13 protein-coding genes are annotated in these 16,053 nt (G+C 41.0%); 7 read left to right on the top strand and 6 right to left on the bottom strand.

Translation table 11 applies throughout. The annotated features are described in order from the left end of the window. The first annotated feature begins 306 nt into the window (after nucleotides 1–306). Nucleotides 307–1,926 (top strand): inorganic phosphate transporter, encoded by a 1,620-nt coding sequence (locus E0409_RS12160; protein ID WP_131291240.1) that lies wholly within the window; start codon nucleotides 307–309, stop codon nucleotides 1,924–1,926. A 71-nt stretch (nucleotides 1,927–1,997) separates the two neighbouring features. Here E0409_RS12160 and E0409_RS12155 read toward each other — a convergent pair whose 3' ends face one another. Continuing rightward, nucleotides 1,998–3,548 (bottom strand): hypothetical protein, encoded by a 1,551-nt coding sequence (locus E0409_RS12155; RefSeq protein WP_131291238.1) that lies wholly within the window; start codon nucleotides 3,546–3,548, stop codon nucleotides 1,998–2,000. Between the two features lie 219 nt (nucleotides 3,549–3,767). After that, a complete protein-coding gene (locus E0409_RS12150; RefSeq protein WP_131291236.1) occupies nucleotides 3,768–4,385 on the bottom strand; it encodes a rhomboid family intramembrane serine protease in 618 nt (205 codons plus the stop codon). A gap of 159 nt (nucleotides 4,386–4,544) precedes the next feature. On the opposite strand from E0409_RS12150, the gene nfuA reads away from it, so the two are divergent. Continuing rightward, nucleotides 4,545–5,183: a Fe-S biogenesis protein NfuA gene (nfuA, locus tag E0409_RS12145; protein WP_131291234.1), complete on the top strand. Its 639-nt coding sequence runs from the start codon at nucleotides 4,545–4,547 to the stop codon at nucleotides 5,181–5,183. 85 nt (nucleotides 5,184–5,268) lie between these two features. Here the strand turns inward: nfuA and E0409_RS12140 are convergent, their stop codons facing one another. Together E0409_RS12140 and E0409_RS12135 are read right to left on the bottom strand one after the other, a co-directional pair. Beyond that, complete coding sequence (locus E0409_RS12140; protein WP_131291232.1) at nucleotides 5,269–6,276, bottom strand: hypothetical protein; 1,008 nt, start codon at nucleotides 6,274–6,276, stop codon at nucleotides 5,269–5,271. A 14-nt stretch (nucleotides 6,277–6,290) separates the two neighbouring features. Next, the gene (locus E0409_RS12135) at nucleotides 6,291–7,322 is read right to left on the bottom strand and encodes an alpha/beta fold hydrolase (protein WP_131291230.1); all 1,032 of its coding nucleotides are present in this window, start codon (nucleotides 7,320–7,322) and stop codon (nucleotides 6,291–6,293) included. Between the two features lie 310 nt (nucleotides 7,323–7,632). Between E0409_RS12135 and E0409_RS12130 the strand changes: the two genes are divergently transcribed. Continuing rightward, the gene (locus tag E0409_RS12130; protein WP_067724303.1) at nucleotides 7,633–8,247 is read left to right on the top strand and encodes a carbonic anhydrase; all 615 of its coding nucleotides are present in this window, start codon (nucleotides 7,633–7,635) and stop codon (nucleotides 8,245–8,247) included. 35 nt (nucleotides 8,248–8,282) lie between these two features. Here E0409_RS12130 and E0409_RS12125 read toward each other — a convergent pair whose 3' ends face one another. After that, on the bottom strand, nucleotides 8,283–8,912 hold the full coding sequence (locus E0409_RS12125; protein WP_131291228.1) for an arylesterase: 630 nt from the start codon (nucleotides 8,910–8,912) through the stop codon (nucleotides 8,283–8,285). Between the two features lie 11 nt (nucleotides 8,913–8,923). On the opposite strand from E0409_RS12125, the gene E0409_RS12120 reads away from it, so the two are divergent. Then, nucleotides 8,924–9,652, top strand: a complete 729-nt coding sequence (locus E0409_RS12120; RefSeq protein ID WP_131291226.1) for an ABC transporter ATP-binding protein — start codon at nucleotides 8,924–8,926, stop codon at nucleotides 9,650–9,652. A 1-nt stretch (nucleotide 9,653) separates the two neighbouring features. Further along, nucleotides 9,654–12,116 (top strand): ABC transporter permease, encoded by a 2,463-nt coding sequence (locus E0409_RS12115; protein WP_131291224.1) that lies wholly within the window; start codon nucleotides 9,654–9,656, stop codon nucleotides 12,114–12,116. A 32-nt stretch (nucleotides 12,117–12,148) separates the two neighbouring features. Here E0409_RS12115 and E0409_RS12110 read toward each other — a convergent pair whose 3' ends face one another. Further along, nucleotides 12,149–12,961, bottom strand: coding sequence for a rhomboid family intramembrane serine protease (locus E0409_RS12110; RefSeq protein WP_131291222.1), 813 nt, complete (start codon nucleotides 12,959–12,961; stop codon nucleotides 12,149–12,151). A gap of 79 nt (nucleotides 12,962–13,040) precedes the next feature. Between E0409_RS12110 and mtgA the strand changes: the two genes are divergently transcribed. Both mtgA and ppk1 read left to right on the top strand, forming a co-directional pair. Then, entirely contained in the window at nucleotides 13,041–13,715 is a 675-nt protein-coding gene (gene mtgA / locus E0409_RS12105; RefSeq protein WP_067724298.1) for a monofunctional biosynthetic peptidoglycan transglycosylase, read from the top strand. Nucleotides 13,716–13,826: 111 nt separating this feature from the next. Continuing rightward, entirely contained in the window at nucleotides 13,827–15,908 is a 2,082-nt protein-coding gene (ppk1, locus tag E0409_RS12100) for a polyphosphate kinase 1 (RefSeq protein WP_131291220.1), read from the top strand. Nucleotides 15,909–16,053 lie beyond the last annotated feature (145 nt).

The following is a 16,053-nucleotide window of genomic DNA, read 5'->3' as shown; positions in this document are numbered from 1 at the left end:
TCATCGAATTGAAATATGACACCCTTAACATTCAGCATGGAAAAGAAAAAGTTGAGTGGTTGGTTGATCGGAAAGATTTTTTATACATGTATCCAGGTACTTTGAAATATTGAGGCACAAACTATTTTGGGCTTTAAATATTTTTAAATTATGGATTTAAAACAGTTCCACTCCCCAAGAGAAGGCCGAGTGAATTAAATTAAGTCAATTATTAAAAATTGGCTTTATATGACAGCTTTTTGTCATATAATTGTCACAATTAAATTGAACAATAAGGGGATTTTATTATCCCCTTGAACCGTCTGCATGAATTCTAATATTCCTCCCGTCCAAGATCAGGCGCATTCAGCACCCGCGAAATCGACGAATGTGCATGTTCCTACACCTAAATTTTTTATGCCGGTGTTTCTTACGGTTATTATTTCTACTTTGGTGTACATCGGCTTTCAAGTTTCTGCCGATTTGACACATGTTCCTGCATTAAGTTTATATTCCGTTATTCTGTTAGCGACCGCCTTGTTAATCGCTTTAGGCTTTGAATTTGTTAATGGTTTTCATGACACTGCCAATGCGGTAGCGACAGTCATTTATACCAATGCCTTGTCTGCACCTGTTGCTGTGATGTGGGCAGGTTTTTGTAATTTCCTTGGGGTAATGGTGGCAAGTGGCGCAGTAGCCTACGGCATCATTGCTTTATTGCCTGTTGAACTGATCATGAATGTCGGTTCAGGTGCAGGTTTTGCCATGGTTTTTGCCATGCTGATAGCCGCTATTTTATGGAACTTGGGTACCTGGTTCCTGGGTATTCCAGCGTCTAGTTCACATACTTTAATCGGTTCGATTTTAGGTGTGGGCATCATGAACTACCTGCTGAATTCGGGTAATGGTGCCAGTGGTGTCGACATGGACCAAGTGCTTAAAGTCGGTAAAGCACTGTTGTTTTCGCCTTTGATTGGTTTCGCTTTTGCTGCAATTTTATTTTTGTTGGTGAAGAAAGTCTTTAAAAGACAAATGGAATTGTTCCAACCTCCAAAAGGCAATCAACCACCACCACCTTTAATTCGTGCCATCTTGATTTTTACCTGTACCGGGGTAAGTTTTGCGCATGGTTCAAATGATGGTCAAAAAGGTATGGGCTTAATCATGCTGATCTTGATCGGTTGTGTACCTTTGGCTTACTCATTGAATAAAAACTTGGACGCGAAGCATATCCAATCATTTGAACAGTTATCTGAGCAAACTGCGGCAGTTATTTATCCAAATCATCAGGATATTCCTGATACACAAGCTCGTGAAGTGTTGACCAAGTATATTCAAACTAAAGAGATGTCACCTGAAGTGGTGCCTGCTTTGGCAAGTTTGACCGATCACTTGGGTAATCACGTTGCCGAATATGGTGATCTAAAAGATATTCCAGAAAAAGAAGTTTCTACTATTCGTAATGATATGTACTTAAGCACGACGGCATTCAAGCGTTTAGATAAAGCGGAACAGTTTCCTGCAATGTCAGAAAGTCAAGCCAAGACAGTCAAGGAATACCGTAAAAACCTCGATTCATTCCTGCAATATATTCCGACCTGGGTAAAAGTGGCAGTAGCGCTTGCGCTTGGTCTTGGAACCATGGTGGGCTGGAAACGTATTGTGGTAACAGTGGGTGAGCGTATTGGTAAAAGTCATATGACTTATGGCCAAGGCATGTCAGCCGAACTTGTTGCTATGACCACTATTGCCGCAGCAGATGGTTTGGGTATGCCAGTATCGACAACACACGTATTAAACAGTGCTGTTGCAGGTACCATGGTGGCCAATAAATCTGGCTTAAACTTCCAGATGGTACGCACCATTCTTTCAGCATGGATTTTCACGCTACCTGCTACGATTTGTTTATCTGGTGGTCTGTTCTGGTTGTTCTTACAGTTTGTTTAAGATATTTGTTTGAAATAGAAAAAGCTGCAATTGCAGCTTTTTTTTATGCTCATAAAAAGTAATAGTAAAAACTATTTCTTAAATACTTTAAACATCTTCTTAATTGGCAATTTTTCATTGGCAAGGCCATACAGTGCAGCAAAAGGCAGTGCGGTACGGGCCAAATAGGCCACACGCCATAAACCCCCATGGTTGGCACCTTTCATCATTAACTCTAATGGATGATCCAAAGGCGTTTCTGGATTCGCTACCGATTCTGGATGACGCAAATCATAAATCCATAATGCGGCCATCAGCGCATTGGTCGTTTCCGGATGAAAAGATTCAACATCAAACAAGCTTGCACCATTAAATGCGGCTTTCAATAACGGATTTTTAGTCACCGAATGCGTAGTGGTAGAGGGCGCAATATTGATGCTGACACGCTGTCCATAATGACGGGCCAATATTGCACGCCATTGTTGAATTCGTTTTGCCAACGCATAGTTTGGACCTTGCTCCACCACCAGGCAGTCTGCAATCCCGTATTCGTGGCCATTATCAGAGCTGATCAATGCATCCAGATTTTTCTTGAAAAAGTGCTGAGCAGAAATCATCGAAATGCTTTCACTGATGATACGTTGCGATTTTGAGCGCTGTAGTAACTTCAGATTTGAAGCCTCTACAATTTCTTTAGGAATGGCATAGACATCGGTTGGGGTACACATGAACATTAGACTGGTGTCAGCCTTTTGCTCACTGACGTACTGCATAATGCTGTCCATTGCCATAGATACCCGGACGTGTTTTTCACCATCTAAGTAGGCAATGGCTGCAAGGTCTAGCTGACGTTCACTTTGGATTAGCCAATGGGCAATTTCAGGGGTTTGAGTGAGTAAATCGGCCCCCAATTTCTCTTTGAGTGTGGCCGTTGGCGTATCGTCTGCCAAATTTTCCGCACAGGGTGCATATAGGGTTGCATTGCCTTGTTGGATGGTCGTTAAAATTCTGTCCCAAACTCGACTGTTGGGTAAATCGACGGCCACAATATTGGCTTTCCATTTAGACAGCCAGCTCAGTGGGCCGGCTTCAGAACCTGCACCAAATAAGACCATGGTGCGATCAGAAAGATCAAACCATTCAGGATGTGCATGTGCAGCACGTAAAGCATCTGCATGGCTTGGTTCTATAATGCCTGCATTTTGCCAGGTTTGAATTTGATCGAGTAAAGCCTGACCTTGTAATTTTTGTCCTTTATATGGCACATACCACTCAGGGGCAGTCTCACTTTCACCTTTCAGCTGAACCGTATATAAGTTTGCTGTATCGATATCCTTCATGATGTCTTTAAGTAAATAGCGTTGCCCATTTCTGTAAAAGTCAAAGCTATGATGGGCCTTATGTAAGCCTTGTTTTGCAATGGTAATCGGATTGTTGAGGTTACGGATACCTTGTTCAACCAAGGCTTTAAAATAGATAGGATAACGCTTACGCCAGTTTTTTTCCGCAAGGGCATTCATTGATGACTTGTTGTCAACAATCGATAAAGCTTCAGCAATAATTTCTTTGCCTGTCTGGGAGCTGCTGGGTTTATTGCTGGTGGGATTGATAGGGAATTGAAGACCATCTAATGAAGTGGACATGCAAAAAATCTCGTTTTTTTGATCATTAATATACAGATGTCTACATTATCTATGCCAAATTGATTTGATGGGTAGCATTTAATGACAAAATTGTGTAAATCTTTTTCAAAAAAACGGCAAAAAAGGAGCCGAAGCTCCTTAAGGTGTAAATATGATCATTTTAGGATTATTTAGAAACGCCTTCCGCATCTTGGAATATTGATAGGTGAACCATAAACTCTAGAAAGGCAATTGTACCAACTTGTTCAAAAAGTGTGGAATAACACGCGGTTCAAGAATGATCGTCATGATCACCCCGTATGCAGCTCCCCAAAGATGTGCACTATGGTTGATGTTGGAATTGCCACGTTTGCCTGACCAGATACTGTAAGCGATATATAAAATTGCAAAAATAATCGCCGGTACAGGAATAAAGAAAACAAAAATCAGTTTCCACGGTTCAAATAGAATATAAGCAAACAAAACTGCCGAAACTGCACCGGAAGCGCCTAAACTTGCCCATCGGTGATCATTTTTATGTTTGAGATAACTTGGAATAATGGCAACAATCAAGCCGCCTAAGTAGAACAAAACAAAGCCAAGATCAAAAAAATACTGTCGGTAAAAACTTTCAATCACACTACCAAAAAAGAATAGCGTAATCATATTAAAAATCAGATGGGCGCCATCAGCATGGACAAAACCATGAGTAATAAAGCGGTCATATTGCCCACGTTGCATTGCAGGGGGCCAAAAAATAAGACGGCTCATGACCTTCTGATTGGAAAATGCAATCAGTGAAACAGCCACTGTAATCAGGATCAGGCTAACAGTATGGTTAAAAGGTAAATCTAGCATAAAGTGACAGTTCAATTTTTAAATATTTATAGCTAATAATGCCATTAAATGAAGTGTTAAGACGAACTTTTATAATAATTCCGACAATTTTAGTTGATTTTTTTTTATTACCCCGCATCTTCAGTTAAAATGATCACTTCAGCTTGAGGAAATATGATTATGTCGACTGAGAACATCAGCGCTGCAGTTGCAGAAGAAATTCCAAATTTATTGATTACGCCAACGGCACAAGAGTATTTGTTTGATTTGCTTGAAAAACAAAACACTCCAGGGATTGCTGTACGTATTTTTGTGGAAAATCCTGGTACGCCACGTGCTGAATGTTGTATGGCATATAGTGCACCTGAAGAAGTGATTCCTACAGACTATAAACAAGATTACCCAAATTTTGCGGCTTATATTGATGCTCCATCTATCCCATATTTGTTAGATGCGGTGATTGATTACAATAAAGACCGTTTTGGCGGTCAATTGACATTCCGCGCACCCAACTCAAAAGTGCCACGCGTAGGTGCGGATGCTTCGATTGAAGAGCGTATTACCTATGTATTGCAAGCCGAAATTAACCCGGGTCTTGCAGGTCATGGCGGTAACTGTGCCTTAGTTGAAATTGTTGAAGATGAAGAACATGGCCTAACTGCTGTATTAAAATTCGGTGGTGGTTGCCAAGGTTGTTCATCGATTGATTTGACCTTGAAACAAGGCGTTGAAACAACCTTAAAACAACATGTTCCTGAGTTGGCACGTGTGGTTGACCAAACTGACCACAGCAATACTGAAGGTGCTTACTTCAAGTAAGTTCTGAAAGTACTTTAAAAATAACCTCCTATATGGAGGTTATTTTTTGAATATGAAAGAACAGAGCCGCTTCACGCGGCTTTTTTTATTGTTCAATCTTTAAAATTTTCTGTGCTGTTTCAGCATAATAAAACTTTTCTAAATAGGCTCTTGCACGTTCTCTTAAATATTCGGATGAAACGAGCTTTTGAACAACAGGTGCTAACAATTGCTGTAATTCCTGTTGAATTAAGGCTTCATCAATATTCAAGTCGCGGAGTAACAGGTCAAAACTACGCTGCTGATTCCGGGTATACCAGGCATAAACACCATCATGAACTTGTTGTTTTAAATATTCTGTTTGACGCAGATGATCCCAAATTTCATGCCCTAAGCCCACAGTGTTAGGCAGGTCTTGAACTTCGATATAGTTCTTTAATACCGTTAAAGGCATATCTTTAATTTTATGCCACAAATTGGCCTGGAAGTGATACAGCTTTTCATCATCAAAATGTTGATTTAAAACATGCTCACTCATTTGGCTGAGCTTTAAAATATTCTTTTGCAGATAATGGCCAATGGTCTCATCCAGATTGGAGTCAGTCACGGTTTCTAAAACCGATTTCCCCATTTTCATAAAACGTGAAACACCCGGAACACGTTTTGCCATCACCGAATTATCTAAATAATCCTGAATTGAATGTTGAATCAATTGCGTGATCATGGCTGAAAAAGCAGGGTTGTTGACTACGGTTTTAATCAGGCGTTGACGATGTCCACTTTTACTCGCGACATATTGCGCAATTTTATCGACGGTTAATACCGGAATCACATCCGCAATTTGTGTGTTTTCATTGGCTGGATGAATTAAAGCAAAACGAAGATGTTCGGTAATTTGCTCAATTAAAAAAGTACTCGCAGGGGTGGCTAAAATCTGCTTTTGAAATAGCGCGTTGATTTGTTCAAATGACCAGATATCCTGCAAGGTTTGTTTTCTAAACCAGTGATAAAAATTCAAAAACTCATTTTCAATCGTGGCAGTATGTGAAAACTCCTGCTCTAAAAAGTCAAGATGAGCTTCGATCAATTGCTCAATCATCGGATGTTTTTGCATACTGTCTCTGCAAGCTAATTTAATGGGATAAGTTTATCAGCAAGTGGGTTTTTTAACTTTTGGGTTTTTGCTAGAAAAGGTAAATAGTGGTTCGCCACTTGTTGTTCTGCTTCTAAAATAGGCATGTGCCCGACATTATTTAAAATAATAGGCGTTTCGGCCCGCTTTAATAAAGATTGTAATTCATTTGCCGCTTCAACATTAATGATCTTATCTTGCTTGCCCCAAAGGATTAGCGCGGGTGCTTCAATGGTTCGTGTCAGTCGGGCAAATGATTCAGGCGTATAAATACGACTCAGGGTGATCAATTGTTCAATCATTTTACGGGTTTGCACTGATTGCGAAATCAGTCTTTTTTCTTGTGCTTTTTTAAAATAAAGTGGTAAGTCTGGTGGGGTTTGCATCACTTGACCTATCACATCGTCTAGATCGCCCGGTTTAGACACAATCAGATGCTTTAAAAAATAAGGGTCTTTGGTATAGGCGGTATTGGCCTGTTTATAGATGCCTACGCTATTGAGTAAAAACAGACTTTGCGTATCAAATGGATATTGTGATGCATAAACAGTTGCAATGGAGCCACCCAGCGAGTGTCCGGCAATATTCAGTTTATCTTCAACTTTAATGGCTTCAACAAAACGGCGTAAGCGTTGCGTGACATTGGGAACAGACAGATCAAAATTATCTGCAACTTTGCTTTCACCATTGCCAGGAAGGTCTGGAATAATCACATGGTAATAAGGTGTTAAAAAATGTGCCACCCCATTCCAATTATCTCGATTTCCCGCCAAACCATGAATGAGTAATACGGCAGGTTTATTGCTGGAGCCACCTTCACTATAACTCCAGCTAATATCATCAATTTTAATGGTTTTACTGCGTAAGCCGGCTGCATTACGTTCTTTAACTAAATAATTTTCTAATGAGAGTTGAGCATCACGGGGTGTTTTATTTATTGCTGCATAAGAATAAAGAGGCGTGCTGATAGAAAGTGCTAAGCACGTCATTTGCAAAAAGCGGGATAAAATCGAGTGAAGCGGTGTCATTGATCATCATCCTAATGTGTTAATGACGATAATTCTTTATACGCAATCATATAAAAATCATCTGATTTTTACTGCATTTTATTTTTTTAAAAATGTCTGTAGTTTATTGTAATTATTATTAAATAATTGTCACTGAATAGTTTTTTGAATTCCGTTACGTGAATCCTGAAAAGTGTGCACCAGATCAAATTTATGAGCTAAATAAAATATTTTGTAACTTTGTTATTAATTAATCAGCTATTCTTTTTGCAAGTGACTTTCCAATTTCATCGCATTAAAATATTGTAACTTAAAACATTGGAAGACCAGCATGCTAACAGCAGAAGAAGCTTTAGATCGTTTAAAAAAAGGGAACCAGCGTTTTGTATCGGGGGAAACGACACACCCCAAACAACTTTCACATCAGCAACGGGCAGAAATGGCAGGAAATCAAAATCCTTTTGCCATCGTCTTGGGTTGTTCAGATTCTCGTGTTCCTGCTGAAATGGTGTTTGATCAGGGTTTAGGTGATTTATTTGTCATCCGTGTGGCAGGTAATGTGGTTGCACCTTCACAGGTCGGCAGTGTGGAATTTGCTGCAGAACGTTATGATTGCGCTGTCGTGGTGGTATTAGGGCATAGTCATTGTGGCGCTATTCAGGCGACCATTGATACCTTGATGAATCCAGATCATCCACCTTCATTAAACCTGATGTCTATTGTCAACCGTGTTCGCCCATCGGTTGAAACATTGATGCAAACTGAATTGAAAAACGATTTGGCTAAACTGTCGAAACATGCAGTTCGTTCTAATGTTTTTGCCTCTGTGAATCAGCTGCGTCATGGTTCTGCGGTTTTAGAATGCCTTATTGCCAAAGGCCAGTTGAAAATTGTTGGTGCAGAATATTCTCTAGAAACGGGTGAAGTTTTGTTTTTTGATTTTTAAAATAAAATTAAGCTTCAAACTGAACAAAAGGCGCTTTATAAAGCGCCTTTTATATAGGGATAAGCATTGTTTAGTAAAATGCTTTGTGCGGTTGCATTGGGATGAACTAAATCCTGTTGCATCAAGTTTTTCTTGCCTGCAATTCCTTCTAAAAAGAATGGCATCAATTTTACTTTGTACTGTTGACTCACAATCTTGTAATTTTTTTCAAAAGCTTTGCTATAGGCGGTACCGTAATTCGGTGGAATTTTCATTCCAAAAACCAGCACAGTGGCTTTAGCTTTCTGACTTTGTTGAATTAAATTAGCCAGGTTTTTTTGAATCAATAGCGGTGATTGACCGCGTAAACCATCATTTCCACCTAACTCAATTACCACAATATGCGGTTTATGAATTTGCAATAATTTAGGCAAGCGTGCCAAGGCACCGCTGGTGGTTTCACCACTGACACTGGCATTGACCACTTTATGTCGTTTCGGATACTGTTGCTCTAGACGTTTTTGTAATAAATGTACCCAACCTTGCTGTGCTTGTATGCCATAGCCTGCGCTAATACTGTCACCCAGAATCATAATGGTTTTAGCAGACACCACCACTGGAGCAAGACACAGGCTGAACAGCGCCAGGCAAGCAAATACACGAGTTTTTAGATTGCGATTTTGCATATAGGGATTTTATGATCCAAGTGACGAGTGACCATTCCATCATGCCACAAGCAATAATTTCTGCACAACAACTGACACAAAAGATAAAACTTCCTCAAAAGGAATTTATTATTTTCGAAAATTTCAGTCTGGATATTTTGGCGGGTGAACAGGTTGCCATTACCGGGCGTTCAGGTTCAGGAAAATCGACCTTGCTTGGAATACTGGCGACCTTAGATCAAGCCAGTTCAGGGAAATTGGTGGTTTGTGGTGAATCGATTGCAGAACTGAATGAAGAACAACGTGCACTGGTACGTTTAAAATATATTGGCTTTGTATTCCAGTCTTTCCAACTGTTGCCGCATTTAACCGCGGTAGAAAATGTGATGTTGCCGCTGCGCTTACAGAAGAATTTTAATTTTGCAGCCGCTGAAAAAAAGGCATTGGCTTTGCTTAAAAAAGTCGGTTTAGAACGCCAGGCGACACAAACGCCCAAAGTGCTTTCTGGTGGGGAACAGCAACGTGTTGCCATTGCGCGTGCTTTAATTAGCGACCCGAAAATCATTTTTGCCGATGAACCTACAGGTAATTTAGATACCCAAACAGCTAAAGAAATTGAGCAACTGTTATTTCAGCTGAATCGTGAATTTGGCACGACCTTGGTTTTGGTGACCCATGATCCAACATTGGCTGAACAATGTCAGCGTCATTTTGAACTGCTTGATGGTCGCTTGATTGAACATCGTAACGGTGAGGGCTGAAATGAATCCGCTATTTCGACCCTTGCTGACCCAGAGTTTTAAAAGTACCGGCGTTTACTTACTGATCATTGCTTTGACTTTGGCCATTAGTGCGACCACGGCACTGAAATTCAGTAATGAACAGATTCAAAATGCCGTTGCATTACAAGCGGCTGAAATGCTGGCAGGGGATTTAGTCCTGAGCGACAATCAGCCGCTTGAAAAAAAGTGGCAACATAAAGCTGATCAATTAGCGTTACAACAATCTGAAGTCACCACATTCAGTTCGATGGCGCATACCAATGATCAATTTGTGATGGTCAATGTCAAAGCCATTGATGATGCTTTTCCTTTGCGTGGTGAAATTCGGGTTGCCCCAAAGGCACAGAAAATTCAGGCAGGAGAAGTCTGGCTGAGTAATCGTGCTATGGATTTGTTGCATGTCAAAGTCGGGGATAGCGTCAATATTGCTGATGGAACCTTTAAAGTCACTGCTAAAATTGAACATGATTCCAATCAGGAACTGGGCTTTTCCGGTTTTTCGCCCACGGTAATTATTTCCCAAGCCGACATTGCCCGAACCAATGCCATTCAAATTGGCAGTCGGGTTGAATATCGTTTATTGATGGCAGGGGCTGCCCAACAGACCAAACAGTTTGAACAGGATTTCAATCAGCTGCATAAATCTGCGCAAAGCAAAATACAGAATGAACAAACCAGCCTGAAGCTGCGTAATGCCAGTGAAGGTAATACTCGTTTAATGAAGCCGATTGCCAATCTAGATACCTTTCTGCAACTCACCAATATTTTGACCATTTTGCTGTGCGGTATTGCGATTGCATTAACCAGTCAGCGTTATGTGCAACAAAATCAGGATAGCATTGCACTGATGCGTTGTATCGGGGCAACAAAAAGACAAATTCTTAGCGCGTACTTGGCTTTATTGAGCGTGGTCCTAATTGTCGCAATGGCGATTGGCAGTCTTGCAGGGGTCGCGCTTGGATATGGTTTGTTGCAACTGATGCTGCAACTGATTCCACATCTGCAAATTGAATTTTCTGTATGGGATATGCTGTTTGGGCCATTGCCGATTGCGATGCTGACCAGTGCAGTGGTGTTACTGGGTTTTATCGTGCCAAGTTTATGGCAGTTGCTGAATACACCGCCTATTCGTGTGATTCGCCAGCAAGAAAAATCAGTACAATCCATGCTATGGATGTTGCTGATGGGAACAGCCAGTCTGGTGCTGTTTAGTGTGGTACTGACGGAAAATATTGTGCTGACTGCTTGGGTGATCGGTGCAATTATCATCTTGTGTACGGTGCTGTATATGCTGATTTGGGGCTGCTTAAAACTGATTAAAAGCTTGAAGTGGTCCATTTCAGCTTATATTCGCGCGCCTTATCAAACTGCCTTTCAAATTACCGCTTTGGCACTCGGTCTAAGTTTGATTACCGTCTTGGCGGTACTGCGAACGGATTTGCTTGAGCGTTGGCAGCAACAATTGCCAGAAGGTACACCGAATCAATTTGTTTATGGCTTGCCGCCGTTTGATATGCCTTTATTTAAAGCACAGCTTGAGCAACGGGGTTGGCATAGTACGCCACTTTATCCCAATATCCGTGGGCGACTGGTGGCAAAAAATGATCAGCCTTTTTCGGAAAACTTGCTTAAAAGCAATGAGTCTTTGCGCCGTGAACTTAATTTAACCCAAACCGCAGAATATCCTACGGACAATAAAATCGTGCAGGGCACAGCAGCATTGCAACGGGCAGGTGATGTTTCAGTTGAAGTAAAAACAGCTGAAGAACTGGGCATTAAAATAGGTGATCGACTGACCTTTAGTTTGCCTGAAGGTTTAATCCAAGCCAAAGTCATTAATTTGCGTAGTGTCGAATGGGAAAGTTTTAGTCCGAATTTTTTCTTTATTTTTGCACCCAAGACTATGGATGAAAATGCGGGTAGCTATTTGGGTAGTTTTTATGTGCCCGAACAGGATAAAAAACAACTGATTTCCGTGATTCAGCAATTTTCCAATACGGTTTTTATTGATGTCAGTTTGATTCTGGATGAAGTGAAACGCCTGGTAAATGTGCTGGTGCAAATTATTACCATACTCGCGCTATTGGTCAGTGTCTCTGGGATTTTGGTTTTAGTGGCCTGTTTGAACCTGTTGATGGATGAACGCAAACGGGAAGTGGCTTTGCTGCGCTCATTTGGCAGTTCCAAACAAAAGCTAAAACAAATGATGAGTGTGGAGATCGGTTTTATTGGATTCATGGCCGGTGTGGTTTCATGTCTGTTTGCAGAAGTGATTAGCGCGATCGCCAGCTATAAAATGAATTTGACCATTCAGGCGCATTGGGAAATTTGGCTGATTTTACCGATTTTAATGACCGTGGTTTGTGCCCTGATTGGACGTTATCGCTTAAGTTATCTTTGCGATATCCCACCATTACAAAGTTTGCGAGAGATGAATCAATAATAGATTCATCTCACAAACAGGATTCATTAACATTAAAACTGCAGTTGTGCGCGCATGGCTGCAAGAATTTGACGCCAAACTGGTTCAAGGATTTGCACTTGTTGCATGCAGTAATCATAAAATACAGAGCAGGTCACTATACCCACACCCAAACCTAGAAGAAAGCCTAAACGGGGTTTATGAATGTGTTGTCCCAAGTACCAAATAGCCGCTAATACTGCGCCCATCAGCATACCGCCAATATGGGCAGCATTATTAATCCCAGGCATAGTGAAGCCAATAAACAGGTTAATCCCCATCACCATGACCAAGGTTTTTTTATCTAAAATAAAACGCTGCTTGGGTAAGATGGGCAATAAAGACAAAACCGTTAATGCGCCACCAAGACCCATCACCGCTCCAGATGCACCAGCACTGACGGTAGGGAAAAGTTTAGGATCATGGGTTTGCAGCAGTTCAAAGGTATTTTGAATATCGATAAAGCCACTGAGCAAACTTCCCATCAGGCCTGCAAGAATATATAAACCTAAATAATAGAATCGACCCAAAAGTTGTTCTGCCACACTGCCGAAAATATACAAGGCCCACATATTGAGCATTAAATGGATCAAGCCAAAATGAAAAAACATGCTTGTAAACAGGCGGGTGGGTTCCTCTAAAAAGGTTAAAGGTGCATAATCAGCTCCCCAATGAATAGCGTCGACCAGACTTGGGCTGGTAATATTGACCCCTGTGAGCACTTGCCAGAGAAACAAACCGATATTGATGGCAATAAAAAGTGCAGTCAGCCACCAAAGGTGAACCTCAGGTTTACTTTGAATGGGGGGAGGTGAAAATTCAGCCATGCTATTCTTTTATAATCTTTGCTATATTCAGCTTCAAGCTTAGCACGAAAAAACAGATATTTTGGAGTAACTCACTGACATGAAAGCTTTTATTGTTCGTAGTTTGTTAATACTTGTCAGTTTGGTGCTTTTAGTACAACTTTGGATATTTTCAAGTCTGGTGTGGTGGAGAACCCATCCGGTTGACACGACCATGATGATGCGTCTGGATTATTGGTCAGAGCCGTCTAAGCCGATCAAACATCAATGGCGTGATTACGATCAAATCAGTGACTACCTTAAGCATGCAGTGGTTGCAGCAGAAGATGGTAAGTTTTTACAACATCATGGTTTTGATTGGGCGGGCATGCAATTTGCCTTAGAACGGAATAAAGACAAAGGCAAAGTGGTGGCTGGCGGTTCAACCATTTCCCAGCAATTGGCGAAAAATCTATTCTTATATAATAAGCGTTCATTTCTGCGTAAAGGTCAAGAAGCTGTTGCAACGTGGATGATGGAGCGCGTCTGGACGAAGCAACGTATTTTAGAAGTGTATTTAAACTCGGTTGAATTTGGCGATAATATTTACGGTGTAGAAGCAGCTACCCAACATTATTTTGGCAAAAGTGCGAGAAGTTTGAGTCGTGAACAAGCAGCTTTTTTAGCGGCCATTTTACCTAATCCAAAATATTACCAAGACCACCGTGATGACCGAAAACTACAATACCGTAAACGTATGATTCAAAAATATATGCGTTATAGCAATATTCCCTAATTCAAGACCATAATAAAAAGCCCAAATTTTTGGGTTTTTTTATGAAATTGTCATGATTTTGAAGCATACTTATGAAGATATGGATCACTTTCGAATAATCATAGGTTAGGTATGAATACTGCAGCAGGCACATCTCCTACACAAACAGAATATGCATATAACGATCGCTATATTAATCGTGAACTTTCTATTTTAGATTTTCATCTGCGTGTATTAGAACAGGCGGTTGATCCACTACATCCTTTACTTGAACGCATGAATTTCTTGCTTATTTTCTCGCGTAATCTGGATGAGTTTTTTGAAATTCGTTTTGCAGGACTGATGGAGCAACTCGATTTAGGCAATGAAAGTCATAGTCCGGATGGGTTAACCCCAAAGCAAGTGTTAGAGATTATTTCTAAAACAGCACATGCTGCCATCGAACGCCAATACCGTATTTTAAATGAAGAAATTCTGCCAAAATTGCGTGAAGAAGATATTTGCTTCTTGCGTCGTGGAGAACTCACACCTGCTCAATCGGTCTGGATTAAAAAGTATTTCCAAGAGCAAGTGGCTCCAGTGCTGACTCCGATTAGTCTAGATCCAGCCCATCCATTTCCACGTTTAGTCAACAAAAGCTTAAACTTTATTGTGACCTTGGAAGGGAAAGATGCTTTTGGTCGTCAAATTGATTTGGCGGTTGTGCCTGCACCGCGTTCATTACCGCGAGTAGTCCGTTTGCCGGATGAACTCACCGATGGCAAAGAGCATCATGTCATGCTATCTGCGATTATTCATGAGCATGTTTCCGATTTATTCCCAGGTATGACTGCCACAGGTTGCTATCAATTCCGTGTCACACGTAATGCCGACTTGGCTTTAAACGAAGATGTCGAAGATTTAGCTAAAGCTTTAAAAGGGGAGCTGAATTCGCGTCGTTTTGGCCGTGCAGTACGTCTGGAAGTGACTCAAAACTGTCCTGAACATATCTATGAATATTTGCTGGATGAATTTGATCTCCACCAAGAACAGCTTTACAAAGTAGCGGGTCCGGTAAACCTGGCGCGTTTATTGTCGAATTTTAAACGTCCACATTTACGTTATGATTCCCATACCCCGATTATTCCGACAGTATTGAAGAAGTCTGAAAATATTTTCTCTGCCATGCAGAAACAAGACATTCTTTTACATCATCCGTTTGAATCCTTTGCACCAGTCATCAATTTGTTGCGTGAAGCAGCACGTGATCCGCAAGTGCTCGCGATTAAGCAAACTTTGTATCGTAGTGGAGCAGATTCTGAAATTGTTCAGGTACTTGCAGAAGCGGCACGAAATGGTAAAGAAGTCACAGCGGTCATTGAGCTGCGTGCACGTTTCGATGAAGAATCCAATATTGAAGTCGCGAATGTGCTTCAAGAAGCCGGTGCCGTGGTAGTGTACGGTATTGTCGGTTATAAAACCCATGCCAAAATGATTCTGGTGGTGCGCCGCGAAAATAACAAACTGGTGCGTTATGTACATTTGGGTACAGGTAACTATCATGCAGGCAATGCCCGTATTTATACCGACTATGGCTTGCTGACCACCGATAAAGAACTGTGTGAAGATGTGCATCGCATTTTTCAGGAATTGACCGGTATGGGGAAAATGGCGAAGTTGAAAAAACTGCTGCATGCGCCATTTACCCTGCATGCTCAACTGATCAATTTTATTGATGAAGAAATTGCCAATGCCAAAGCAGGCAAGCCTGCGCAAATCATTGTCAAGGTAAATGCACTCACTGAAATGCAGCTGATTAACAAGTTATATGAAGCTTCGCAAGCCGGTGTAAAAATTGATTTGATTATTCGTTCAATTTGCTGTTTACGTCCTGGTTTACCGGGGCTTTCCGAAAATATTCGTGTGCGTTCAATTGTCGGTCGTTTTTTAGAACATACCCGTGTGTATTACTTTGGCAATAATGGCAATGCCCGAATTTTCTGTTCCAGTGCAGACTGGATGGATCGTAATTTATTTAACCGTGTTGAAGCCTGCTTCCCCATTGAAGACCCAGCACTGAAAAAACGTATTTATCAGCAAGGTTTGCTGACGTATTTGAAAGACAATCAGCAAGCGTGGCTGTTGCAAGGCGATGGAACCTGGTTGCGTGCAACAGTCGCAGAAGGTCAAGAGCCGCATAATGCACAAAGAATATTATTGGATATCATCAAATAATTCCTTCCAGTATCGAGGAAGAGATAAGGGAGTCTTTGGACCACTGCTGTCCCACAATTTTTCATAAAAGGAGGCTCAATTGAGCTTCCTTTTGTTTTATCGGTATTTTATCGGGCATGAATAAAGCTTTTAAGGTTTTTCTCTC

The sequence above is a fragment of the Acinetobacter sp. ANC 4862 genome (assembly GCF_004336635.1).
GTDB lineage: Bacteria > Pseudomonadota > Gammaproteobacteria > Pseudomonadales > Moraxellaceae > Acinetobacter.
The sequence above is the reverse complement of the archived record's forward strand: the minus strand, read 5'-3'. Positions and strand labels throughout refer to the sequence as shown.

Bases quoted from the DNA above. Each gene is read 5' to 3' on its own strand.
- E0409_RS12125 (WP_131291228.1), bottom strand. From the start codon at position 8,912: ATGCAAAATCGCAATCTAAAAACTCGTGTATTTGCTTGCCTGGCGCTG.
- E0409_RS12130 (WP_067724303.1), top strand. From the start codon at position 7,633: ATGCTAACAGCAGAAGAAGCTTTAGATCGTTTAAAAAAAGGGAACCAG.
- nfuA (WP_131291234.1), top strand. From the start codon at position 4,545: ATGTCGACTGAGAACATCAGCGCTGCAGTTGCAGAAGAAATTCCAAAT.
- E0409_RS12110 (WP_131291222.1), bottom strand. From the start codon at position 12,961: ATGGCTGAATTTTCACCTCCCCCCATTCAAAGTAAACCTGAGGTTCAC.
- mtgA (WP_067724298.1), top strand. From the start codon at position 13,041: ATGAAAGCTTTTATTGTTCGTAGTTTGTTAATACTTGTCAGTTTGGTG.
- E0409_RS12115 (WP_131291224.1), top strand. From the start codon at position 9,654: ATGAATCCGCTATTTCGACCCTTGCTGACCCAGAGTTTTAAAAGTACC.
- E0409_RS12120 (WP_131291226.1), top strand. From the start codon at position 8,924: ATGATCCAAGTGACGAGTGACCATTCCATCATGCCACAAGCAATAATT.
- E0409_RS12135 (WP_131291230.1), bottom strand. From the start codon at position 7,322: ATGACACCGCTTCACTCGATTTTATCCCGCTTTTTGCAAATGACGTGC.
- E0409_RS12160 (WP_131291240.1), top strand. From the start codon at position 307: ATGAATTCTAATATTCCTCCCGTCCAAGATCAGGCGCATTCAGCACCC.
- E0409_RS12155 (WP_131291238.1), bottom strand. From the start codon at position 3,548: ATGTCCACTTCATTAGATGGTCTTCAATTCCCTATCAATCCCACCAGC.
- E0409_RS12150 (WP_131291236.1), bottom strand. From the start codon at position 4,385: ATGCTAGATTTACCTTTTAACCATACTGTTAGCCTGATCCTGATTACA.
- ppk1 (WP_131291220.1), top strand. From the start codon at position 13,827: ATGAATACTGCAGCAGGCACATCTCCTACACAAACAGAATATGCATAT.
- E0409_RS12140 (WP_131291232.1), bottom strand. From the start codon at position 6,276: ATGCAAAAACATCCGATGATTGAGCAATTGATCGAAGCTCATCTTGAC.